Below are 21254 nucleotides of genomic sequence, written 5' to 3' on the forward strand. Positions count from 1 at the left end.
CACTACCGTGGGGCCATGACCGAGGTCCGGGTGCCGTGGTGGCCGCTGTTCGGCGCCGTCGCCGTGGCGCACCTGGTGCTCCTCGCCGCGGAGGCGTCGCCGTGGGACAGCATCACGAAGTGCCTGGCCGCTCCCCTGCTGATCGGCTGGGTCCTCACGTCCGGCGCCCCGCGCATCCTGGCGCTGGCGCTGCTGTTCTGCCTCGGTGGTGACTTCTTCCTCGAGCTCGACGGTCTGTTCCTGGCCGGCATGGCCTCGTTCGCCCTGGCCCACGTCTGCTTCGTGACCTGGTTCGTGCGCCACGGCGCCGTGCCGCGGCTCCGGCGTCGGCCGCTGCTGGTCGTGGCCCTGGGCGTCGCCGCGGTGGCGATCGTCGTCAGCGTGTGGGGCGGCATCGACGACCCGGTGGTCCGGGCGGTGCTCCCCGTCTACGCCCTGCTGCTGTCCGGCACGGCCGCGACGGCGCTCGTGACGGAGCGCGCCGCGGGTGTCGGTGCCGTGATGTTCCTGGTCTCGGACGCCCTCATCGCCCTCACCGTCTTCGACCGGGTCGAGACGACCACGCTCACCCACGTCGCGATCATGGTGCTCTACCTCGGCGCGATCGCCCTGCTGACCCTCGGTGCCGCCCGGCTCGACCGGCCGGCCCCCGCGCTCGCGGCCGAGCCCACGTGACCGCTCCGCGACGGTCCGACCGGGTCTACCGCGTGGTCGTGCGTCTCGTGGCCGGGATCTTCCGGCTGCAGGGCTACCGCTTCGACGTCCGCGGCACCGAGCACCTCCCGGCCACCGGTCCCGCGGTGCTCGCGGCCAACCACCAGAGCTTCTTGGACTTCACGCTCGTCGGCCGTGCGGTACGTCCGACGGGCCGACTCGTCCGCTTCATGGCGAAGCGGTCGCTCTTCGGACGCACCCCGCTGGGCTGGGCGATGCGCCGGATGGGGCACGTGCCGGTCGACCGTTCCTCGGGCGCGGTGGCCTACCGGCAGGCCCGAGACCGGCTGGCGCAGGGCGACGTCGTGGGGGTCTTTCCCGAGGCGACGATCAGCCGCTCGTGGCTGGTCAAGCCGCTGCGGCGCGGTGCCGCTGCGCTCGCGATCGAGGCGCAGGCCCCGCTCGTGCCTGTGATCACGTGGGGCGGCCACCGCATCCTCACGGTCGACGGCCATCGCAGCCTGCGGCGGCGCATCCCGATCACGATCCGGGTCGGCGAGCCGCTGCTGCCCCGTGCCGGGGAGTCGGCCGACGCCCTCACCGCGCGCCTGCGTCAGGCCCTGGAGCTCCTGCTCGACGTCGCGATCGAGGAGTACCCGGAGGATCCGCGGGACGACGCCGACCGGTGGTGGCTGCCGCACGACCGTGGCGGCACGGCTCCCGACCCCGAGACGGCGCACGCGCTCGACGTCGCCGCCGTGGCCCGCATCGGCGACTCGATCGACTGAGGCGTCGGACGCGCGGCCTCGACCTAGGCGGAGGCCTGCTGGCGCACGGCGGCGGCGAGGGGCCAGCCGGCGGGGTCGTCGAGCGAGCGACCGTGGTCGATGGCCCACCGGTTCCAGCTCTCGGCCTTGGCCGCGTGCCACCGCTGCTGCTGCGACATGAGCTGGCGGGACGTGAGCTCGCCGAGCTGCGGGTTGCGTGCGGCCTGCACCCGGGCGACCTCGAGCGCCGCTCGGGCATCGGCGTTGGCCTCGTGCGCCCCGACCAGCGGCACCCCCAGGCGCTGCGCGACGTCGACCAGACGCCGCTGACCGCGACGGCGAGGCGTGAGTCCGCAGTCGATGAGGTACGGGTCGACGACGACCAGACGCCACCAGTCGGGCTCGGCGATGCCGTGGCGGCGGCACTCGGCCGCGAGCATCGTGAGGTCGTAGGCGGCGTTGAAGACGACGAGCGGGACGCCGCGGTCGACCAGGCGGTCGACCCAGCGGGCCACGACCGCCAGGGCGATGACCGACGAGGGCGCACCGACGAGCGACGAGGCGTCGAGCCCGTGCACCGAGGAGGCGGCGGCCGGCACCGGCACCCCGGGGTCGACCAGGCCGTCGTGCGACTCGTCGTCGGTCAGCAGGGCGAAGCTGATGACGCGGTCGTGCAGGGGGTCGACGCCGGTCGTCTCGAAGTCGAGCGCGGCCAGGGGTCCGTCGTGCCACCGGCGCGGTGTCGCGGACGCCCCTGCACTGCCGGCTCGGTCGCCGAATCCTGACTGCTCCATGCTGCCTCCCACGTCGTGCCGCCACGCTAGCCGTCAGGACCGACAGGTTCCGGGAGCCACGCGTTCCCCTCGGAGGCGAAAACCAGTACGATCGTCCAAGATCATTCCCCACCCGATCGGGAGCACTCGTGCGCAAGACCAGCTTCGACGGTGCCGTCACCGTCATCACCGGTGCCGGGAGCGGCATCGGCCGCGCCACGGCCCTGCTCACCGCCCGCCGCGGTGCCCGCGTCGTGCTCACCGACGTCCAGGCCGACGGCCTCGCGGAGACCGTCGCGCTGCTCACCGCCGAGGGCCTGGGGTCCTCGGTCGTCCACCACGAGTCGCTCGACGTGACCGATGCCGACGCGGTCCTCGCCCTGGCCTCCCGCACGCACGAGATCGTCGGCTCGGTCGACGTCGTCATGAACGTGGCGGGCATCTCCACGTGGGGCCGCATCCAGGACCTCGCGCTCGAGGACTGGCGACGCACGGTCGAGGTCGACCTGATGGGACCGATCCACGTGCTGCACGCCTTCGTGCCGACCATGATCGAGGCCCGACGCGGCGGCCACGTCGTCAACGTCAGCTCGGCCGCAGGCCTGTTCGGCCTGCCGCTGCACGCTCCCTACAGCGCCGCGAAGTTCGGGCTCCGCGGCGTCAGCGAGGTGCTGCGGTTCGACCTGGCTGCCTACGACATCGGTGTCACGCTGGTCTGCCCCGGCGCCGTCGCCACGCCGCTCGTCGGCACCGTGAACATCGTCGGCGTCGACCGCTCGGACCCGCGGGTCGCGGCGGCCGTCGGTCGGTTCGAGAAGCACGCCGTGACGCCCGAGAAGGCGGCCGCGGCGATGGTGCGCGCCGTCGAGAAGGGTCGCCACACCGCCTTCACCTCGGCCGACATCCGCTTCGGCTGGTACGGCCAGCGATATGTGCCCGCCGGCTACGCGGCGGTCATGCACGGGCTCAACCAGGCGGCCCGGCGCACCCTGCGATCGGTGTCGAGGCCTCGCCAGGAGGCGTGAGCCCTCAGGCCCGGCCGATGGCCTCGGTGAGCTCGCGCACCGCGCGGGCGTACCCGGGCACGCCCTCACCGATCACGACGACGTCGGCGACGTCGCTCAGGTAGGAGTGGTGCCGGAAGCTCTCGCGCGCGTGCACGTCCGAGATGTGCACCTCGGCGAACGGCAGGGCGACGCCCGTGAGCGCGTCGCGCAGCGCGACCGAGGTGTGCGTGAGGCCGCCGGGGTTGATGACGATCCCCGACGCCGCACCGCGCGCCTCGTGGACGGCGTCGATGAGGACGCCCTCGTGGTTGCTCTGCAGCGAGGTGACCGTGAAGCCCCGCTCGGCCGCGGTCGACTCCACGAGCGCGACGACGTCGGCCAGCGTGTCGGAGCCGTACACGCCGGGCTCGCGGGTCCCGAGCAGGTTGAGGTTGGGTCCGTTCAGGAGCAGCAGCGAAGGCACCCGCTCACGGTATCCGGTGGCGCCGGGCGGCCCCGGTCCGGGACGAGCCCCTGCCCACCGTCAGGCGGGAGCGTCGACCGCGGCGCCCAGCCGCTCGAACGCCGCCGTCAGCACCTCGGGCGTCGTCGCGTAGTTGAGCCGGGCGAAGTCGGGGCCACCCCGACGCGCCCGCCCCGGCTCCGGCAGCGCGCCGAACGGCGACGCCTCTCCGAGCGCGACGCCGGCCCGCTCACGCAGGACGACAGCGGCCTCGCCCCCGAGGTCGTAGGCCGCGAGGTCGAGCCAGGCGAGGTAGGAGTCGTCGCCCATGACGATCCCGGCCTGCGGCAGATGGGCGTGGAGGAGCTCGGCGACGAGCCGCCGGTTCTCGGCCAGGTCGGCCCGCACGGCGTCGAGCCACTCCACCCCCTCCGCCCAGGCGGCCTCCTGCGTCCGGATGCCGACCTGGCTCGGGCCGTGCGACAGGAGCTCGGGCAGCGCGCGCACCGCGTCGGCCACGTCGTCCCCCGCGACCAGGAGCGCCGCCTTGACCCCGGCCAGGTTCCAGGCCTTCGACGCGGACGTGACGACCACGGCGTCCTCCGTGCCGGGCAGCGACAGGTAGGGGGCGAACCGCACCGGGTCGGCCAGCGGCGCGTGGATCTCGTCGACCACCACCCGCACGTCGTGGTGCCGCGCGAGCTCGGCGACGTGCAGCAGCTCGGCACGGCTCGGCGCGATCGACGTGGGGTTGTGCGGGTTGCACAGCAGGACGGTCGCCTGTCCGGCGTGCGCCTCGAAGGCGTCGGCGAGCGCGTCGAGGTCCAGGCCCCAGTCCTCGCCCAGAGGTACCTCGACGGGGCGAGCGCCGACCAGGGCGATCGCGTCGAAGAACGGCGGGTAGACGGGCGGCGTCAGGATGACGGTGTCACGGCGGGTGAGGCGCAGCGCCTCCACGACCCCCGTCATGACGTCGGCGACGGGCCTCGCGAATCCCGGCTCCCAGGCCCAGCGGCCCCGCGCGAAGGTCGCGAACGCGGCGGCGTACCCGCGGTCGTCGGGGTAGCCGAGGTCGCCGCTCGTGGCGACCTCCTCGAGGACCCGGGTCACGGCCGGCGCGAGCGGGGCGTCCATCTCCGCGACCCACAGCGGAAGCACGTCCGGGCCGAACCACGACCACTTGACGCTCCTGCGGGCGCGCAGGTCCGGCAGCGTCAGCTCACGCAGGGGTCGCATGACCACATCGTGCCGCAGCAACGCCGGAGCCGCGTCTCGGCGCACCACCACCGACAGCACCTCAGGTCCCCGACCGGTAGACTGGTCGTCGGATGATCACCCTGCTCGCTGCGCACCTCCTTGCCGCAGCGGGGGCCCCTGCCCTGGTCCGACTTCTCGACCGGCGGGCCTTCCTGGTGCTGGCCCTCGTGCCGGCCGCGAGCTTCGCCTGGCTCCTGCCGAAGGTCGTCGCGGGCGACCTGGTGACGCAGGAGATCTCGTGGGTGCCGGGCCTCGGGCTCGACATCTCGCTGCGGCTCGGTGAGGTCAGTGGCCCGTTCTCGCTGCTCGTGACTGGTGTCGGTGCCCTGGTGCTCTTCTACTGCGGCTGGTACTTCAAGCCGGGCGACACCGAGCTGTGGCGCTTCAGCGCCGTGTTCACGGCGTTCGCCGGCGCGATGCTCGGCCTGGTGCTGTCCGACAACGTGTACGTGCTCTACATCTTCTGGGAGCTCACGACCGTCCTGTCGTACCTGCTCGTGGGCCACAACCCCGAGCGCCGCGCCAACCGTCGCGCGGCCATGAACGCCCTGCTGGTCACGACCTTCGGCGGCCTGGCGATGCTCGCCGGGCTCGTCATCCTGCACCTCACGTCCGGCACGCCCCTGCTCAGCGAGATCGTCGCCGACCCGCCGGAGGCCACGGTCACGGTGCAGATCGCCGTGGCCCTCGCCCTCGTCGGCGCGGTGTCGAAGTCGGCGCTCGTCCCGTTCCACTTCTGGCTGCCGGGCGCCATGGCGGCCCCCACGCCCGTCAGCGCCTACCTGCACGCGGCGGCCATGGTGAAGGCCGGCATCTTCCTGGTCGCCGTCCTGGCGCCGGCGTACGCCGACCTCGCCTGGTGGCGGCCCACGCTCGCCACGCTCGGGATCGTCACGATGGTCATCGGCGGTCTCCGGGCGCTGCGGCAGTACGACGTCAAGCTCCTGCTCGCCTACGGCACCGTCAGCCAGCTCGGCTTCCTGACCCTGATCGCCTCGATCGGCACCCGGTCCGCCGCGGTCGCCGGTCTGGCGATGGTCGTGGCGCACGCGCTGTTCAAGTCGACCCTGTTCCTGGTGGTCGGCATCATCGACCGCAGCGCCGGCACCCGCGACCTCCGCGACCTCTCGGGGCTCTGGCGGCTCCTGCCGTGGCCGTTCGCCGCGGCCGTCGTGGCGGGTGCCTCCATGGCCGGCATCCCGCCCGCCTTCGGCTTCGTCGCGAAGGAGGCCGTGCTGGCCTCGATCGAGGACCTCGGTGCCGACACGGGCGCAGGGTGGGGCGTCGTGGCCCTCGCCGGCATCGTCGTCGGCACGATCCTCACGGTCGCGTACACCGCGCGCTTCGTCTGGGGCGCCTTCGCGACCAAGGCCGACGTCCCGCCGTGCGACATCATGCGGCGCTCCTCCTGGTTCGTCGTCTCCCCCGTGATCCTGACGGCCGCCTCGCTCGTCGCGGGATTCTCGGGTCCGTGGCTCACGACGATCCTCGGTCGCGCCGGGGAGGCCTACCCGGCCGGCGCCCACGAGCTCGAGCTGACCCTCTGGCACGGCGTCAACCTGCCGCTGCTGCTCTCACTGACCACGATCGTGCTCGGCATCGCCCTGTTCGTGGCGCGCCGGTCCGTGGCCGCCGCCCAGCACGCGATCACCGACCGCCTCCCGATGCCCGACGCCGAGCAGTCGTACTACGCCGTCGTCCGCGGGGTCGAGCGCGTGTCGGTCGAGCTCACGGGTCGCGTCCAGCGCGGTTCGCTCCCGTTCTACCTCGGCACGATCATCGTCGTCCTGGCCCTGCTGCCGGGATCGATGCTGGTCCGCGCCTTCGTCCTCGACGAGGGCGGGCTCGACGTCGACCTCGCCGACCGCCCCGCCCAGGTCGTGATCGTCGCGCTCGTGATCGGTGCGGCGATCGCCGCCGTACGGTCCCGGCGCCGCCTGCGCGCCGTGCTCCTCGTGGGCCTGACGGGCTACGGCACCGCGATGCTGTTCGTGCTCCACGGGGCGCCCGACCTCGCGCTGACCCAGGTGCTCGTCGAGACCTTCCTGCTCGTGACGTTCGTGCTGGTGCTGCGGCGCCTCCCCCCGTTCTTCTCGGAGCGGCCGTTCACGGCCGACCGCTGGGTCCGCATCGCCGCCGGCGCCACGGTCGGCCTCGTCGTCGCCGGGCTCGCGCTGCTCACCGCCGCCTCGCGCATCGCCGACCCGATCGGTCAGGAGTTCGCCGAGCCCGCGGTCAGCTACGGCGGCGGCTACAACATCGTCAACGTCACCCTCGTCGACATCCGTGCGTGGGACACCCTCGGTGAGCTCTCCGTGCTCGTCGTGGCCGCCACCGGCGTCGCCAGCCTGATCCACCTGCTGACCGACCGCGCCGAGCGCATCAGCCGCGTGCCCAGCGGGTCCGGCTCGCAGCGCTGGCTGCAGCGCCTCGACGCCGTGCGCGCCGAGCGTCGCTCCGTCGTGTTCGAGGTGGTCACCCGCCTCGTGTTCCACGCCGTGATCGTCTACTCGATCTTCATCATGCTGATCGGCCACAACGAGCCCGGCGGCGGCTTCGCCGGCGGCCTCATCGCGGGCCTCGCCCTCATGGTGCGCTACCTCGTGGGCGGCCGACAGGAGCTCGACGCGGCCGCGCCCGTCGACGCCGGTCTCGTGCTGGGCCTCGGCCTCGCGACCGCGGCCCTCGCGGGCCTGCTGCCGACGCTGCTCGGTGGAGGGGTCCTGCAGAGCGCCATCGTCGACATCCCGCTCGGGCCGCTCGGCGAGCTGCACCTGGTCACGTCGGTCTTCTTCGACATCGGCGTCTACCTCGTCGTGATCGGCCTGGCCCTCGACGTGCTCCGCAGCCTCGGCGGCGGCATCGACCAGCACGTCGCCGACGAGGACCAGGCGGTGGGCGTGTGAGCGAGGTGACCCGGGCATGAGCGTCGACCTGACCCTGATCATCGCGATCGGCGTGCTCGTGGCGTGCGGCACGACGCTCGTGCTCGAGCGCAGCCTGACGCGCATCCTGGTCGGCTTCGTGCTGCTCGGCAACGGCGTCAACCTGTTCTTCATCGTGGCCTCCGGTCCGCCCGGCGCCGCCCCGATCGTGCGCGACAACGGCGAGCGCATGGCCGACCCGCTGCCGCAGGCCATGGCACTGACGGCGATCGTCATCACCCTGGGCGTCACGGCGTTCGGCCTCGCGCTGGCCTACCGCACCTGGCAGCTCGAGGGGCACGACGACGTGCAGGACGACGTCGAGGACGCCCTCGTCATCCGTCGCGCCGAGCGCGACGACCTCTCGGCCAGCTTCGACGAGGTCGACGAGTCGCTCCCCGAGGAGGAGGGTGCCGACCTGCCGGCGGTCGACGACGAGGTCACCGACGAGAACGCCGAGACCGCCGACGACGAGCCCCACAACGACGGCGCTCCTGACGCAGGGGGAACCCGATGAACCACCTCGCGAGCCAGCTGGTGCTCGTGCCGGTCATCGTGCCCCTGCTCGGCGCCGGCCTCTGTCTGGCGTTCGGTCGATCCGCCCGCGCGCAGCGCATCATCAGCATCGTCGCCCTCGCCCTGGTGGTCGCCGCCGCTGCCGCCCTGCTGTGGCGGGCCGACCAGTTCGGTCCGCAATCGGTCAACGTCGGCGGCTGGCCCGCTGACATTGGCATCAGCCTCGTCGCCGACCGCCTCTCCGCCCTCCTGCTGGTCGTGTCGACGATCGTCACGTTCTCGGTGCTGCTGTACTCGTTCGGCCAGGGCATCGTGGAGTTCGGTCGCGACACCCCGCTGTCGGTCTTCCACCCCACGTTCCTGGTGCTGAGCGCGGGCGTGTCCGCGGCGTTCCTCTCGGCCGACCTGTTCAACCTGTTCGTCGGCTTCGAGATCCTGCTGGCGGCGAGCTACGTGCTCATCACCCTGGGCGGCACCGAGGCACGCGTCCGCGCGGGCACGATCTACGTCGTCGTCAGCCTCATCTCGTCGGTCCTGTTCCTCATCTCGATCGCCGCCGTCTACGCCGCGACCGGCACCGTCAACCTGGCGGCCCTGCCCGAGCGCATCGCCGCCCTCCCGGAGCCGCTGCAGCTCGTGCTCCAGCTCATGCTGCTGCTGACGTTCTCGATCAAGGCCGCGATCTTCCCGCTCTCGGCCTGGCTGCCCGACTCGTACCCGACCGCGCCCGCCCCCGTGACCGCGGTGTTCGCCGGACTGCTCACGAAGGTCGGCATCTACGCGATCATCCGCGTCCAGACGATCGTGTTCCCCGACCAGCCGCTGCGCACCCTGCTGCTGACCGTCGCGATCCTGACGATGGTGGTGGGCATCCTGGGCGCCGTCGCCCAGTCCGACATCAAACGTCTGCTCTCGTTCACCCTGGTCAGCCACATCGGCTACATGCTCTTCGGCATCGCCCTGGCCAGCGAGGCCGGATACGCGGGCGCGATCTTCTACGTCATCCACCACATCACGGTGCAGACCGCGCTGTTCCTGGTGGCGGGGTTGATCGAGTACCGCACCGGCACCACGCAGCTGGACCGCCTCGGCGGACTCGCACGGGCCGCGCCGGTGCTCGCGGTGCTGTTCTTCGTGCCGGCCATGAACCTCGCCGGCATCCCGCCGTTCTCCGGGTTCCTCGGCAAGCTCGCGCTGATCCAGGCCGGCACCGAGGCCGGCGACTGGCTGGCGTACGCCGGCGTCGGGGCGAGCCTCGCGGTGAGCCTGCTGACCCTGTACGCCGTGGCGAAGACCTGGAACCGGGCCTTCTGGCAGCCGCGCGACGAGGACATCGAGCACGACACCCCGAAGACCGGTGCCCTCCACCCGGGCCAGGCCACCATGACCGACGACAAGGTGCTGCGCCTGCCCCGCGGGATGGCACTGCCGACGTTGGCGCTCGTGGCGTTCTCCGTCACGCTCACCCTCGCGGCCGGGCCCCTCATCGGCGTCAGCCAGCGGGCCGCCGCCGAGCTGCAGGAGCGCACGCCCTACATCGAGGCCGTGCTGGGTGATGCCGAATGATCCGGTGGACCGCCGTGCTGGGCCTGACCCTGCTGTGGCTGATGATGTGGGGCGACATCACCCCGCTGCTCGTCCTCGGTGGCGTGCTCGTGGCGCTCGTGGTCGTCGTGGTCTTCCCGTTCCCGAAGGCCGACTGGGACGGCTCGTTCCGACCGCTGCCGTTCCTGGTGCTGGCCGGCCGTTTCGCGTTCGACCTCGTCGTCGCGAGCTTCCAGGTGGCCTGGATCGCCGTGCGCCCGAAGGCGCTGGGCGACAGCGCCGTGATCGAGGTGCAGCTGCACACGCGCTCCGACCTCCTGCTGGTGCTCACCAGCGAGCTCGTCTCGCTCGTCCCCGGCAGCCTCCTGATCGAGCTCGACGCCGAGCAGGGAAAGATCTGGCTCCACGTGCTCGACGGCGACCAGGACCTCGCGAAGGTCGAGGCCGGGGTGCTCGCGCAGGAGCGACGCCTCATCGCGGCGCTCGGGTCCCGCGAGGAGCGCGACGCCTACTGCTCGGGGGCGACCTCATGACCACCCGAGCGGAGGCGACCTCATGACCACCGTCGGCATCATCTGCATCGCCCTGCTGGCCGTGACCGGCACGCTGTGCCTGATCCGGATCGTGCGTGGGCCCACGACCCTCGACCGCACCGTCGCGGCCGACGTGTTCGTCGCGGCCACGGCGGGCGCCATCGGCATCGAGGCGGCGATCGGCCGCCACACGACGACGCTGCCGATCATCGTCACGCTCTCGCTCGTCGGCTTCCTCGGGTCGGTCAGCATCGCACGCTTCGCGGCGCGGGACGACGGCCCGTCCGAGCGCACCGCCCGCGACCGGAAGGGCAGCTCATGACCGACGTCATCGCCGGGATCTTCCTCGTGACCGGTGCGCTCCTCGCCCTGGCCGCATCGATCGCGCTCGTCCGGTTCCCCGACGTGTTCTCCCGCATGCACGCCGCGACGAAGCCCCAGACGCTCGGGCTCATCTGCATCCTCGTGGGCCTGGCCCTGCGGCTGCAGACCACCGTGGCGACCACCACCGTGCTGCTGATCATCGCCTTCCAGCTGCTGACGGCGCCGGTCGCCTCGCACATGGTCGGTCGCGCCGGGCACCGCATCGGCCTGCTCGATCCGAAGCGGCTGTCGCGCAACGACCTCGACGACTGACCCCTCCCCCCGGTCGCGGATTCCCACGAGACCGTCGGAATCCGGCATCGAGCGCACGAAGCTTCGTGCGCTCGACGCGGGATTCCTGGGTTCACCCAGGAATCCGCGCTGGGGGGCGCTACTTCACGAACTTGCTCGTCGACCGGTCCTTGAGGGGCTTGCCGTCGGTCTGGCACGTCGGGCAGTACTGCAGCGACGAGCCGCTGAACACGACCTCGGCAACCGTGTCGCCGCAGACCGGGCACGGCTCGCCGGTGCGCCCGTGCACTCGCATGCGCGTGCGCTTGTCGTCCTTGAGCTCGGCCGGCGGCTTGCCGTGCGCCTCCTGCAGCGCCTCGGTGAGCACCTCGGTGATCGCGGTCTCGAGCCGCCCGATCTCCGCGTCGTCGAGCTTCTCGGCGATCGCGAAGGGCGACAGCTTCGCCGCGTGCAGGATCTCGTCGCTGTAGGCGTTGCCGATGCCGGCCAGGATCTTCTGGTCGCGCAGGAGCCGCTTGACCTGCATCCGGCGGGCCAGCAACGGGCGCAGCTCGAAGCCCTCGCCGAGCGGGTCGGGGCCGAGCGCGGCGATGCCGGGAACGTCGGCCGGGTCGCGGACGAGGTAGACCGCCAGGCCCTTGCGCGTGCCGGCCTCGGTCAGGTCGAAGCCGCTGGTGGGGCCCTCGCCCAGGTCGAGCCGGAGCCGCAGCGCGATCGGGCCGTTGCCCATCTTGAGCCGGGTCGTGGCGAGCTTGTCGGACCACCGGAGCCAGCCGGCCTTCGCCAGGTGGATCACGAGGTGCAGCCCGTCGACGTCGATGTCGATGAACTTGCCGTGGCGGTGGACCCCCGTCACCGTGAGCCCCAGGAGGGCGTCGAGCGGCGGGTCGAAGGTCTTCAGCACCGCGAACGAGGCGGGCTCGACCCCGGCGACGACCGCCCCGGTCATGCGGGCGCGCAGGTCCGCGACGAGTGCGTCGACCTCCGGCATCTCGGGCACAGGCCCATCGTGCCACCCCGCGCGGTTTCCCACGAGACCGCTCAAGTCCAGCTTCACGCACACGAAACTTCGTGCGCTCGACGCCGGGTTCCGACGGTCTCGTGGGAAACCGGCGCAGGGTCAGTCGTGCTGGGAGAAGAAGCCCTCCATGCCGGGCCACGTCGTGCGGACCGCTGCGCGCCCGGTCAGCACGCCCAGGTGGCCACCGGGCGCCTGGAGCAGCTGGGCCCGCGGCGCACCCGTCGTGAGGTCGAGCAGGTGCTCGACCGCGGGCAGCGGCGCGAGGGTGTCGTTGGTGCCCGCGACCACGAGGACCGGGACGTCGATGTCGGCCAGACGCACCGGCCGGCCGTTCAGCTGCATCGTGCCGGTCGCGAACTCGTTCGTGCGCATCACCACGTGGTACAGCTGGCCGAACGTGCGGCCCGGGTACGCGTACATGCTGCTCATGAACCGGTCGACGGCCTCGAGCTGGGCGAGGAAGTCACGGTCGTCGGCATGGGTCAGCATCGAGATCGGCTTGGTGAGGTACTTGTCGGCCGCCGAGAGCTGGAAGCCCCACTTCGTGAGCGGGGCCGGCACCCCGCCGAGCGAGCGGTACACCGGCCCGACCAGGCCGCCGAGCACCTTGTCGACGGGCCGGGCCAGGGCGAGCAGCGGCACCTCACGCAGGTCGAACGGGCTCGCGACGGCGGTGGCCGAGGCGATCGGGAGGTCCTGGCGTGCTGCGGCGGTGAACATCGTGAAGATGCCGCCGAGGCTCCAGCCGACCATGTGCAGGTCGGCGCCTTGCGCGTCGACCGAGGCGTACGCGAGCGCCTCCGGCAGCAGGTCGTCGACCCAGTGCTCGATGCCGAGCGCACGGTGGCCGAAGTTCACCGGGCCGTAGTCCACGAGGTAGACCTCGCGCCCCTGCTGCACGAAGTACTCCGCGACGCTGCACCCGCGACGCAGGTCGAACGCGATGGCCGGCGCGGCCAGCGGGGGCGTGAGGAGCAGCGGTCGTCCCCGGGCCGGCACGCCCTCGACGGGCCGGTACCGGTAGAGCGTGAAGCGCTCGTTGCTGACCACCTCGTCGCGCGGCATGGGGCGCAGGTCGGCGAGCGGCCGACGCCTCACCTTGTCGATCAGGTTGGTGCGGGCCGCCCCGAGGTCGCGCGGGATCCGCAGAGGTGTCATCGCCACGCCGGAAGTCTCGCACGATCCGGCCGGATCACCCGACGAACGTCAGCCAGAGCAGCGCGAGGTTGAGCGCGATCACGATTGCAGCCACGAGGCAGGCCGCCGCGGTGACGACGCGACGGTTCACGTGCTCGCCCATCACGTCCCTGCGCGCGGTCAGCAGCACGAGCGGCACGAGCGCGAACGGGATGCCCAGCGAGAGGACGACCTGGGAGACGACGAGCGCCCGGCTCGGCTCGACCCCGATCGCCAGCACCGCCACCGCGGGAATCGCCGTGACGACGCGCCGCACCAGTCGCGGGAGCCGGATGCCGAGCAGGCCCTGCATGACCTCCGCGCCGGCGGCACTGCCCACCGAGGTCGACGCCAGGCCCGAGCCCAGCAGGGCCACGGCGAACAGCAGGGCGACGCCGGCGCCCAGCTCGGACGTCACGACCTCGTGCACGCCCGTGAGGGTGTCGGTGCCGTCGATGCCGTAGAGCGCGGACGCCGCCAGCACCAGCAGCGACAGGTTGAGGATGCCGGCGAGCACGAGCGCCGCCACGACGTCGACCCGCGTGGCACGCAGCAGCGTGCCCATCGAGAGCCCCTCGCCTCGGGTGCCGAGCCGCCCGACGGTCAGGCTCGAGTGCAGGTAGATGACGTGCGGCATGACCGTCGCGCCGATGATGCCCGACGCCAGCAGGACGCTCTCGGCGCCGTCGAAGCGCGGGACGAGCCCGCCCAGCAGGTCCGTCGGCTCCGGGGGCGCGACGAACAGACCGGCCACGAACCCGACCGCGATCAGGGCGAGGAAGGCCATGATCGTGCGCTCGAGCGCGCTCTGGCCCCGCCGGTCGCCGATCATCAGGATCAGCACCGACACGACGACGGTGATGACGGCGCCGACCACCAGCGGCAGGTCGAACAGCAGGTACAGCGCGATCGCCCCGCCCACGACCTCGGCCAGGTCGGTCGCGATCGCGATCGCCTCGGCCTGGACCCAGTAGGCCAGGCGCGGCCCGGTCGGCAAGCGGTCCCCCAGGTGCTCCGCGAGCGATCGCTGCGTCACGAGCCCGAGCTTGGCGGAGAGGTACTGCACCAATACGGCCATGACGTTGGCGAGCACCACGACCCACACGAGCGTGTAGCCGAACGAGGCGCCGGCCGTCACGTTGGTCGCGACGTTGCCGGGGTCGACGTACGCGACGGCCGCGATGAACGCAGGCCCGATCAGCACGATCCGTCGCAGCCTCGCCCTCACCAGCACGGGTCCACTATGGCGGGTCCCCCGCGCCGGCGACCCGACGACCTCAGGCAGGGAGGTCGGTCGCGCCCACGAGCCGCTCGCGGGTGTGCTTCCAGGGCTTGTCCCAGCTGACGGCGTCGGGGCGCAGGGGCTCGCCGCAGGCGCTGCACGTGTCGGCGCTCGTGGTCTCGCTGCCGCACGACTCGTGGACGATCGCCATGTGCCCACCGCCCTCGGGCAGTGCGGTGTGCTTCTCGGCCCACATCGAGACCGCGTGCATGATCGGCAGGAGGTCCGCGCCGGCCTCGGTGGCGACGTACTCCGCGTGGGTGCGCCGGTCGCCGCGGTAGTCGACCTTGCGCAGCAGGCCCTCGTCGACCAGCAGCCGGAGCCGTCGGGCGAGCACGGCGTCGGAGATCCCGCTGCTGTCGCGGATCTGCTCGAAGCGGGTCATGCCGTGCAGGACGTCGCGCATGATCAGCATGATCCAGGGGTCGCCGAGCACGTCGAGCCCGCGCCGCACCGGGCACAGCTCCTCGGACCAGTCGGACCGCAGTGGCATCTCACACCTCACTTGCTCCAGGAAAGTATGACCGCTATCGTCCTCCGAGACAACTTTCCTGGCGAAAGCCAGCCTCCCGAGAGATGCAGACCCGCATGAGCCGACGCCCTCACCCCGCCTGGGTCGTCGCTGCCGTGGCGTTCGTCGCCCTCGTCGGTGCAGCGGGCTTCCGCGCCGCGCCCGGAGCGCTCATGGTGCCCCTGCAGGACGAGTTCGGCTGGTCCATCGGCTCGATGTCGTTCGCGGTCAGCATCAACCTCGTGCTGTACGGCGTCACGGCGCCGTTCGCGGCGGCCCTGATGGACCGCTTCGGACTCCGCACGATCGCGGCCGGGGCCCTGACGCTCGTCGCGCTGGGCAGCGGACTGTCGATCTTCGCGACGCAGTCGGCGCACCTCGTCGTGACGTGGGGCGTGCTGATCGGCCTCGGCACCGGCTCGATGGCGATGGCCTTCGCCGCGACGATCGCGAACCGCTGGTTCGTGCAGCGCACCGGCTTCGTGATGGGCATCCTGACCGCGGGCGGCGCCGCCGGCCAGCTCGTCTTCCTGCCGGTCGTCTCGTACTTCGCGGGCGTCGCCGGGTGGCGCCTCGCCTCGCTCGTCATCGCCGGCGCCGCCCTCGCGGTCGTGCCGCTCGTGCTGCGCCACCTCACCGACCGGCCCGAGGACCGTGATCTCGCGCCCTACGGGGCGCCCGACGACTGGACCCCGCCGGCACGACCCACCGGCGGTGCGGCGAGCCGAGCCCTGTCAGCGCTGAGGGGTGCCAGCACGGTCCCGGCATTCTGGGGCCTCGCGGCTGCCTTCGCGATCTGCGGCGCGACGACGAACGGACTCATCGGGATCCACTTCATCCCGTCGGCCCACGACCACGGCATGGCCGAGACCACGGCCGCCGGCCTGCTCGCGGTCGTCGGCATCTTCGACATCGCCGGCACGATCGCCTCGGGATGGCTGACCGACCGGGTCGACCCGCGGCTGCTCCTCGTCGGCTACTACACGTTCCGTGGCGTGGGCCTCGTGATGCTGCCCGCGCTGCTCTCGGCCACGGTGCACCCGAGCATGATCGCGTTCATCGTGGTCTACGGCCTCGACTGGGTCGCGACGGTCCCGCCGACCGTCGCCCTGTGCCGCGAGATCTTCGGCGACGCCGGGACCATCGTGTTCGGCTGGGTCTTCGCCGCGCACCAGATCGGCGCAGCCGTGGCCGCGTTCGCGGCCGGCGTCGTGCGCGACGAGACCGGGAGCTACACGATCGCGTGGCTGGGCGGATCCGCCCTGTGCCTCGTCGCGGCAGCCCTCTCGTGGGTCGTCGGCCCGGCCGGGACGCGGGCGCCACGAGCAGAGCCCGCCCCGGCCGTCCACTGACGACCGAGGCGGGCTCGCGGGGTGAGGGCTGAGCGGGTCAGCGCGACGTGTCGCGGCTGCGGCCGCCGGCGGGACGGCTCTGGCCGTGACCCGACTGACCACCCTGGCCACGGGAGCGCTGTCCCTGGCCCGAGCCCTGGCCCTGGCTGCGCGGACGCTGGCCCTGGCCGCCCTGGCCCTGCGCGCCGCCACGTCCACCGCGACGACGACCCCCCGAGCCGTGGCCCGGACGGCTTCCGCCACCCGATCCTGCGCCTCGGCCACCGCCGGAGCCGCCCGTGGCGGCGTCGGCGGAGTCGCCGGGGCGTCCGGTCGTGGCCAGCGACTCGACCGTCAGCGGCGAGGCGAGGTCCTGGCGGCGGTGCTGACGAGCGCTGACGCCCGCCTTGCGCTGCAGCTGGATGACGTCGCGCTGGTCCTCCGGCGTCGTCATCGTGACGACGGTGCCGGACTCGCCGGCGCGGGCCGTGCGGCCCGAGCGGTGCGTGTACGCCTTGTGCTCGGCGGGGGCATCGAAGTGCAGCACGAGCGGCACGTCGTCGACGTGGATGCCACGCGCGGCGATGTCGGTCGCGACGATGACCTGGGCGTCGCCCGAGGAGAACCGGGCGAGGTTGCGGTCACGCTTGCGCTGGTCGAGGTCGCCGTGGAGGTCGACCGCCTCGATGCCACCCTGCGTCAGCTGGCGCGCGACCCGCGCCGCACCGCGCCGGGTGCGGGCGAACACGATCGTGCGAGGCGTGTTGAGCAGCAGGTCGCGGACGACCTGCATCTTCTCGGTGCGGTCGGTGACGACGAGGTGATGGGTCATCTCGCCCTCCTCGACGTCCGACGTCTCGACGTCGTGCAGCACGTGCTCGGGGAGGTGGCGCTTGACGAGCTTGTCGACGTCGCCGTCGAGCGTCGCCGAGAGCAGCAGACGCTGCGCCGAGCGCGGGGTGGCGGCCAGCAGCGCGTCGACCGGCTTGAAGAAGCCGAGGTCGCACAGGTGGTCGGCCTCGTCGAGCACGATGATCTCGAGGTCGTCGAGGGTCGCCGCGCCGCGGGCGATCAGGTCGGTCAGACGGCCCGGCGTGGCGACGACGAGGTCGACGCCCTCACGCAGCCGCGCCGCCTGGCGACCGATCGGCATGCCGCCGAGGATCGTCATGGTGCGCAGGTGCAGCGCGGTGGCCATCGGGGCGAGGACGCGCTCGATCTGCGAGGCCAGCTCGCGGGTCGGCACGAGGATCAGGCCACGCGGGGCCTTGGGGCGACGCTGACCGCCGGCGAGAGTGTCGAGCACCGGGATGCCGAACGACAGGGTCTTGCCGGAGCCCGTGCGGGCGCGGCCGAGCACGTTCTTGCCGGCGAGGGCCGCCGGGAGGACGGCCTGCTGGATCGGCGTGGGTTCGACGATGCCCTCGCGGGCGAGCGCCTTCACGAGGGGCTTGGGCAGGCCGAGACCGGAGAAACCGGTGACCTGCTCAGCGGGGGAGGAGGGACGGGTGGGCGTGGCCGACACAGGGCCGGCAGGCATGGAATTCACGAAGCTCTCAGACAGATCGGGCACCTGCGCGCGACATGAGGTCGCGCAGCGACATGGTGCGACGGGGCCCTCGAGACGGTGTCAACATTTGACTCAACACTGGTCCAGCATTGGACTGAACAGTGGGCCACCGATCACCAGCCTACCGCGTGGGAGCCGTGGAAGCCGCATCCTGCGACGTGCGATGGCCCACGTCCGGAAGGTCGTCGCCCTCGACCGCCCTAGGATCGTCTCGCCCGATGATCACCGGAGGACCGTCATGAAGACCGAGGACCTCGAGCGGTCGATGGCCGAGCACGGCTCCGCCGACATCCCCACGAGCCGCGTCAGGTGTGGGTTCCTGGCCCTGCTCGGCGTCGTGGTCGTCGTGCTGGGGTTCATGACGCTGAACCTTCGTGGCGGCGGCATCTTCACCGCGCTGGTCGGGCTGCTGGTGACCGTGTTCGGTCTGGTGACGACCGTCGTCGCGGTGCGACGCGCCGTGACCCGCGAGCCGGTGCTGCACGTCTCCGCGTCGGGCATCGAGTGCGGCAACGTGTCCGCCGCGTGGGAGGACATCACGTGGTTCGAGCTCTACCGGATCCGTCTCCTCCTCTTCCGGGTCGTGGTCCACGCACGCGACCCGGCACCGCCGACGCGCGGCGACCCTCGACACGAGCCCGTCCGCTCCCGCTCGCGAGCCTCGACCCTGCCGGCCGGTCTCGTCGTGGGGCCCGTTCGGCTGCGTCGCTGGCTGGAGGAGCAGCGTCAGCTGCACCGCACCCAGCCGAGGCGACGCCGCAAGCGGCGGTGACGTCAGACGACGAGGTCGTTGTACGACGGGTTCTTCTCGAGGAAGCCACGCACGTAGGCGCACAGCGGCTTGATGCGCTCGCCGCGGGAGCGGATGTCGTCGAGGGCGCCGGTGACCAGGATCTTGGCCAGACCCTGCCCGGAGTACGCCTCGTCGACCAGGGTGTGCGGCATGATCAGCACGCCGTCACGCGGCTTGATCTCGGTGAACCCGGCGACCGCGCCGTCGACCAGGATCTCGTACCGCCCGGCCTCGTCGTTGCGTCGTACCTCGGTGGCCATGGCGTCCTCCTGGATGGGTTCGTGCGGGAACGGGTCAGAACAGCGCGACGACGCCGACGAACCCGACCGCGAGTCCGAGGGCGAGCGACACCGTGATCAGCACGGCGTGGACCGTGAAGAACGTCGTGCGGCCGCCGTTCTCGTCGCGCGAGCGGGGATCGGCGACGATGCGCTTGGCGAACTGGGGCCAGATGACCAGGTTCCAGGCTCCCGCGACGACCAGCAGGATCGCGGCCCCCGTCGACAGCGTCATCGGGCCACCGCCTTGAGGAAGAGCACGGTAGGACGGTCGCCCGATGACCGGCAGACTGTTCGCTCGTTGCGCTCGCTCATCGGGCCACCAGCGAGGTCAGGACGGACGTGAAGAAGCCGAGACCCTCGGTGCCGGGGCCCGTGAGCTCCTCGACCGCGTGCTCGGGGTGCGGCATGAGGCCCACGACGTTGCCGCGCTCGTTGGTGATGCCGGCGATGTCGCGCAGCGAGCCGTTGGGGTTGACCCCGCCGGCGTAGCGCACGACGACCTGGCCCTCGCCCTCGAGACGGTCGAGCGTCTCGGCGTCGGCCACGAAACCGCCCTCGCCGTTCTTGAGCGGGACCGTGACGCTCTGACCGACCGAGTAGGCCGAGGTCCAGGCCGTGGAGGCGTTCTCGACGACCAGCTCCTGGTCACGGCAGACGAACGTGCGGTGGTCGTTGCGGATCAGCGCGCCGGGCAGCAGGTGCGACTCGCACAGGATCTGGAAGCCGTTGCAGATGCCGAGCACCGGCAGTCCGCCGTTCGCGGCCGCGACGACCTCGGTCATGATCGGCGCGAACCGGGCGATCGCGCCGCAGCGCAGGTAGTCGCCGTAGGAGAAGCCACCGGGCAGCACGATCGCGTCGACGCCCTGGAGGTCGTGGTCGCCGTGCCACAGGGCGACCGGCTCGGCACCGGCGATGCGCACGGCGCGGCGGGCGTCGACGTCGTCGAGCGACCCGGGGAACGTGACGACCCCGACCTTCGGTGCCATCAGCCGTCGACCCGGACGGTGAAGTCCTCGATGACGGGGTTCGAGAGCAGCGTCTCGGCGATCTTCGCGACCTCCGCGAGGGTGGCCTCGTCGGCCGCGTCCACCTCCAGCTCGAAGCGCTTGCCCTGACGGACGTCGGTGACACCGCTGAAGCCGAGCCGCGGGAGGGCGCCGTGGACGGCCTTCCCCTGCGGGTCGAGAATCTCCGGCTTGGGCATGACGTCGACGATCACGCGAGGCATGCCCGAAGTCTATCCGTGTGCCCCCGCAGCCCCCACCCGGTGGGGCCCGCCCGTGGCCGCGGGCACGACGACGCCCCCGGCCCGTCGGGGCGACGGAGCGGGGGCGTCGGCGAGCGTGCGCGTCAGGCGGTCGGGATCTGCGGACCCTCGGACGGCTGCACGATGACGAACCCTGCACCCTGGAACGCGACCTGGAAGGCCTCGCCCGAGCCGCGACCGATCAGCGATCCGGCCGTGAAGCTGGACTTGATCGACGTCTGCAGGCCGAGCGACCACGCGATGAGCGCGTTGGCGTCGGCGAACGTCGCGGCCTCGCCCGGGTTGAGGACGACGGGCTCGCCGTCGGTCGTGATGGCGACCCAGCCGGTGCCGCGGAGCGTCGTGTTGAACAGGCCGCCGGCGACGATGCTGCCGCCCTTGACCCGCTCGACGTTCCAGTCGAGCGACGACGAGAACGCGAGGACCGCGTTGCCGTTGACCGACAGGCCACCGTTGTTGATCTTGAGGATGTGCACGTGCTTGCCGGTGTCGGCGAGGAACACGTCACCCTGGCCGCTGACGCCCATGAGCGACAGGCCCTCACCAGTCACGGCCTTCTTGAGGAACTTGGCCGCGCCGCCGCCGGAGTACTGGAAGTCGACGTTGCCCTGGTAGGCCACCATCGAGCCCTGCTTGGCCATGAACGGCTCCGCGATGCGCACGCGCAGGAGCTTGCTGTTCTGCTTCTGCGGACCGATGCCCTCGACCTCGCTGAAGGTGCCGTCGACCAGGTCGCCGGACAGGCCGGCCCACGGGTCACCGCCCACCGCGGGCTGGGTCGTCAGGCCGCCGGACGCCTGCTGCTGGGCCGGGAAGCCCGCAGCCTGCGCCGCGCCGGCGCCCGAGTCGGCCGGCGGGGCCGCGCCGAGCGGCGACACCGACTGGGTGCCTCCGTTGCTCACGTGCTCGGTCCAGGCGTTGCCGTCCCAGTACCGGTACTCGTTGCGACCCTCCGGGTCGGGATGCCATCCTGCAGCGCTCATCGG

23 protein-coding genes and 1 pseudogene are annotated in these 21254 nt (G+C 72.1%); 11 read left to right on the top strand and 13 right to left on the bottom strand.

The window, feature by feature from the left end:
• Positions 1–15: 15 nt before the first annotated feature.
• Positions 16–675: a lysoplasmalogenase gene (locus tag LO931_RS04695; RefSeq protein ID WP_229052124.1), complete on the top strand. Its 660-nt coding sequence runs from the start codon at positions 16–18 to the stop codon at positions 673–675.
• Positions 672–1442: a 1-acyl-sn-glycerol-3-phosphate acyltransferase gene (locus tag LO931_RS04700; protein WP_229052125.1), complete on the top strand. Its 771-nt coding sequence runs from the start codon at positions 672–674 to the stop codon at positions 1440–1442. Before LO931_RS04695 ends, LO931_RS04700 begins: the two co-directional genes overlap by 4 nt.
• A gap of 23 nt (positions 1443–1465) precedes the next feature.
• Here LO931_RS04700 and LO931_RS04705 read toward each other — a convergent pair whose 3' ends face one another.
• Positions 1466–2215: an exonuclease domain-containing protein gene (locus tag LO931_RS04705; protein ID WP_229052126.1), complete on the bottom strand. Its 750-nt coding sequence runs from the start codon at positions 2213–2215 to the stop codon at positions 1466–1468.
• A gap of 128 nt (positions 2216–2343) precedes the next feature.
• Between LO931_RS04705 and LO931_RS04710 the strand changes: the two genes are divergently transcribed.
• A complete protein-coding gene (locus LO931_RS04710; RefSeq protein WP_229052127.1) occupies positions 2344–3219 on the top strand; it encodes an SDR family oxidoreductase in 876 nt (291 codons plus the stop codon).
• 4 nt (positions 3220–3223) lie between these two features.
• On the opposite strand, the gene aroQ is transcribed toward LO931_RS04710, so the two are convergent.
• Together aroQ and LO931_RS04720 are read right to left on the bottom strand one after the other, a co-directional pair.
• Positions 3224–3664, bottom strand: coding sequence for a type II 3-dehydroquinate dehydratase (gene aroQ / locus LO931_RS04715; protein WP_229052128.1), 441 nt, complete (start codon positions 3662–3664; stop codon positions 3224–3226).
• Between the two features lie 60 nt (positions 3665–3724).
• On the bottom strand, positions 3725–4879 hold the full coding sequence (locus LO931_RS04720) for a MalY/PatB family protein (RefSeq protein WP_229052129.1): 1155 nt from the start codon (positions 4877–4879) through the stop codon (positions 3725–3727).
• A 92-nt stretch (positions 4880–4971) separates the two neighbouring features.
• Between LO931_RS04720 and LO931_RS04725 the strand changes: the two genes are divergently transcribed.
• The 6 genes from LO931_RS04725 to mnhG are packed head-to-tail and all read left to right on the top strand — an operon-like array spanning position 4972 to position 11054.
• Positions 4972–7806, top strand: coding sequence for a Na+/H+ antiporter subunit A (locus LO931_RS04725; protein ID WP_229052130.1), 2835 nt, complete (start codon positions 4972–4974; stop codon positions 7804–7806).
• 16 nt (positions 7807–7822) lie between these two features.
• The gene (locus LO931_RS04730) at positions 7823–8341 is read left to right on the top strand and encodes a Na(+)/H(+) antiporter subunit C (protein WP_229052131.1); all 519 of its coding nucleotides are present in this window, start codon (positions 7823–7825) and stop codon (positions 8339–8341) included.
• Positions 8338–9906, top strand: coding sequence for a Na+/H+ antiporter subunit D (locus tag LO931_RS04735; protein WP_229052132.1), 1569 nt, complete (start codon positions 8338–8340; stop codon positions 9904–9906). The genes LO931_RS04730 and LO931_RS04735 overlap by 4 nt, the downstream gene beginning before the upstream one ends.
• Positions 9903–10418: a Na+/H+ antiporter subunit E gene (locus LO931_RS04740; RefSeq protein WP_229052133.1), complete on the top strand. Its 516-nt coding sequence runs from the start codon at positions 9903–9905 to the stop codon at positions 10416–10418. Before LO931_RS04735 ends, LO931_RS04740 begins: the two co-directional genes overlap by 4 nt.
• A gap of 22 nt (positions 10419–10440) precedes the next feature.
• Positions 10441–10740: a monovalent cation/H+ antiporter complex subunit F gene (locus LO931_RS04745; RefSeq protein ID WP_229052134.1), complete on the top strand. Its 300-nt coding sequence runs from the start codon at positions 10441–10443 to the stop codon at positions 10738–10740.
• On the top strand, positions 10737–11054 hold the full coding sequence (mnhG, locus tag LO931_RS04750) for a monovalent cation/H(+) antiporter subunit G (RefSeq protein ID WP_229052135.1): 318 nt from the start codon (positions 10737–10739) through the stop codon (positions 11052–11054). The genes LO931_RS04745 and mnhG overlap by 4 nt, the downstream gene beginning before the upstream one ends.
• Before the next feature lie 118 nt (positions 11055–11172).
• Here mnhG and LO931_RS04755 read toward each other — a convergent pair whose 3' ends face one another.
• The 4 genes from LO931_RS04755 to LO931_RS04770 form a co-directional block, all read right to left on the bottom strand.
• Entirely contained in the window at positions 11173–12033 is an 861-nt protein-coding gene (locus LO931_RS04755) for an Fpg/Nei family DNA glycosylase (RefSeq protein WP_229052136.1), read from the bottom strand.
• Positions 12034–12153: 120 nt separating this feature from the next.
• A complete protein-coding gene (locus LO931_RS04760) occupies positions 12154–13212 on the bottom strand; it encodes an alpha/beta fold hydrolase (RefSeq protein ID WP_229053082.1) in 1059 nt (352 codons plus the stop codon).
• A 34-nt stretch (positions 13213–13246) separates the two neighbouring features.
• Positions 13247–14458 (bottom strand): Nramp family divalent metal transporter, encoded by a 1212-nt coding sequence (locus tag LO931_RS04765; RefSeq protein ID WP_255657840.1) that lies wholly within the window; start codon positions 14456–14458, stop codon positions 13247–13249.
• A 49-nt stretch (positions 14459–14507) separates the two neighbouring features.
• A complete protein-coding gene (locus tag LO931_RS04770) occupies positions 14508–15005 on the bottom strand; it encodes a helix-turn-helix domain-containing protein (RefSeq protein ID WP_229052137.1) in 498 nt (165 codons plus the stop codon).
• A 95-nt stretch (positions 15006–15100) separates the two neighbouring features.
• Here LO931_RS04770 and LO931_RS04775 point away from each other — a divergent pair, with 95 nt between their 5' ends.
• The gene (locus LO931_RS04775) at positions 15101–16375 is read left to right on the top strand and encodes an MFS transporter (RefSeq protein WP_229052138.1); all 1275 of its coding nucleotides are present in this window, start codon (positions 15101–15103) and stop codon (positions 16373–16375) included.
• Between the two features lie 37 nt (positions 16376–16412).
• On the opposite strand, the gene LO931_RS04780 is transcribed toward LO931_RS04775, so the two are convergent.
• Positions 16413–17894: a DEAD/DEAH box helicase gene (locus LO931_RS04780; RefSeq protein ID WP_229052139.1), complete on the bottom strand. Its 1482-nt coding sequence runs from the start codon at positions 17892–17894 to the stop codon at positions 16413–16415.
• Between the two features lie 268 nt (positions 17895–18162).
• On the opposite strand from LO931_RS04780, the gene LO931_RS04785 reads away from it, so the two are divergent.
• Positions 18163–18696 (top strand): hypothetical protein, encoded by a 534-nt coding sequence (locus LO931_RS04785; RefSeq protein ID WP_229052140.1) that lies wholly within the window; start codon positions 18163–18165, stop codon positions 18694–18696.
• A 2-nt stretch (positions 18697–18698) separates the two neighbouring features.
• Here LO931_RS04785 and LO931_RS04790 read toward each other — a convergent pair.
• From LO931_RS04790 to LO931_RS04810, 5 genes and pseudogenes are all read right to left on the bottom strand, one after another.
• Positions 18699–18998 (bottom strand): annotated as a pseudogene (locus LO931_RS04790) (GNAT family N-acetyltransferase); the annotation flags it as partial.
• Between the two features lie 13 nt (positions 18999–19011).
• The gene (locus LO931_RS04795; RefSeq protein ID WP_229052142.1) at positions 19012–19230 is read right to left on the bottom strand and encodes an SCO4848 family membrane protein; all 219 of its coding nucleotides are present in this window, start codon (positions 19228–19230) and stop codon (positions 19012–19014) included.
• A 76-nt stretch (positions 19231–19306) separates the two neighbouring features.
• The gene (gene purQ, locus LO931_RS04800) at positions 19307–19987 is read right to left on the bottom strand and encodes a phosphoribosylformylglycinamidine synthase subunit PurQ (RefSeq protein WP_229052143.1); all 681 of its coding nucleotides are present in this window, start codon (positions 19985–19987) and stop codon (positions 19307–19309) included.
• Positions 19987–20229, bottom strand: coding sequence for a phosphoribosylformylglycinamidine synthase subunit PurS (gene purS, locus LO931_RS04805; RefSeq protein WP_229052144.1), 243 nt, complete (start codon positions 20227–20229; stop codon positions 19987–19989). The genes purQ and purS overlap by 1 nt, the downstream gene beginning before the upstream one ends.
• Positions 20230–20351: 122 nt before the next feature.
• Positions 20352–21251 carry an AIM24 family protein gene (locus LO931_RS04810; protein WP_229052145.1) on the bottom strand — a complete coding sequence of 300 codons (900 nt, stop codon included), beginning with the start codon at positions 21249–21251 and terminating at the stop codon, positions 20352–20354.
• Positions 21252–21254: the final 3 nt, after the last annotated feature.

The organism is Aeromicrobium sp. Leaf350 (assembly GCF_916858655.1).
GTDB lineage: Bacteria > Actinomycetota > Actinomycetes > Propionibacteriales > Nocardioidaceae > Aeromicrobium.

Coding starts and splice junctions, on each gene's coding strand:
- LO931_RS04695 (WP_229052124.1), top strand. CDS start 16: ATGACCGAGGTCCGGGTGCCGTGGTGGCCGCTGTTCGGCGCCGTCGCC.
- LO931_RS04705 (WP_229052126.1), bottom strand. CDS start 2,215: ATGGAGCAGTCAGGATTCGGCGACCGAGCCGGCAGTGCAGGGGCGTCC.
- LO931_RS04720 (WP_229052129.1), bottom strand. CDS start 4,879: ATGCGACCCCTGCGTGAGCTGACGCTGCCGGACCTGCGCGCCCGCAGG.
- LO931_RS04725 (WP_229052130.1), top strand. CDS start 4,972: ATGATCACCCTGCTCGCTGCGCACCTCCTTGCCGCAGCGGGGGCCCCT.
- LO931_RS04730 (WP_229052131.1), top strand. CDS start 7,823: ATGAGCGTCGACCTGACCCTGATCATCGCGATCGGCGTGCTCGTGGCG.
- LO931_RS04735 (WP_229052132.1), top strand. CDS start 8,338: ATGAACCACCTCGCGAGCCAGCTGGTGCTCGTGCCGGTCATCGTGCCC.
- LO931_RS04740 (WP_229052133.1), top strand. CDS start 9,903: ATGATCCGGTGGACCGCCGTGCTGGGCCTGACCCTGCTGTGGCTGATG.
- LO931_RS04745 (WP_229052134.1), top strand. CDS start 10,441: ATGACCACCGTCGGCATCATCTGCATCGCCCTGCTGGCCGTGACCGGC.
- mnhG (WP_229052135.1), top strand. CDS start 10,737: ATGACCGACGTCATCGCCGGGATCTTCCTCGTGACCGGTGCGCTCCTC.
- LO931_RS04760 (WP_229053082.1), bottom strand. CDS start 13,212: ATGACACCTCTGCGGATCCCGCGCGACCTCGGGGCGGCCCGCACCAAC.
- LO931_RS04770 (WP_229052137.1), bottom strand. CDS start 15,005: ATGCCACTGCGGTCCGACTGGTCCGAGGAGCTGTGCCCGGTGCGGCGC.
- LO931_RS04775 (WP_229052138.1), top strand. CDS start 15,101: ATGAGCCGACGCCCTCACCCCGCCTGGGTCGTCGCTGCCGTGGCGTTC.
- LO931_RS04780 (WP_229052139.1), bottom strand. CDS start 17,894: ATGCCTGCCGGCCCTGTGTCGGCCACGCCCACCCGTCCCTCCTCCCCC.
- LO931_RS04785 (WP_229052140.1), top strand. CDS start 18,163: ATGAAGACCGAGGACCTCGAGCGGTCGATGGCCGAGCACGGCTCCGCC.
- LO931_RS04795 (WP_229052142.1), bottom strand. CDS start 19,230: ATGACGCTGTCGACGGGGGCCGCGATCCTGCTGGTCGTCGCGGGAGCC.
- purQ (WP_229052143.1), bottom strand. CDS start 19,987: ATGGCACCGAAGGTCGGGGTCGTCACGTTCCCCGGGTCGCTCGACGAC.
- purS (WP_229052144.1), bottom strand. CDS start 20,229: ATGCCTCGCGTGATCGTCGACGTCATGCCCAAGCCGGAGATTCTCGAC.
- LO931_RS04810 (WP_229052145.1), bottom strand. CDS start 21,251: ATGAGCGCTGCAGGATGGCATCCCGACCCGGAGGGTCGCAACGAGTAC.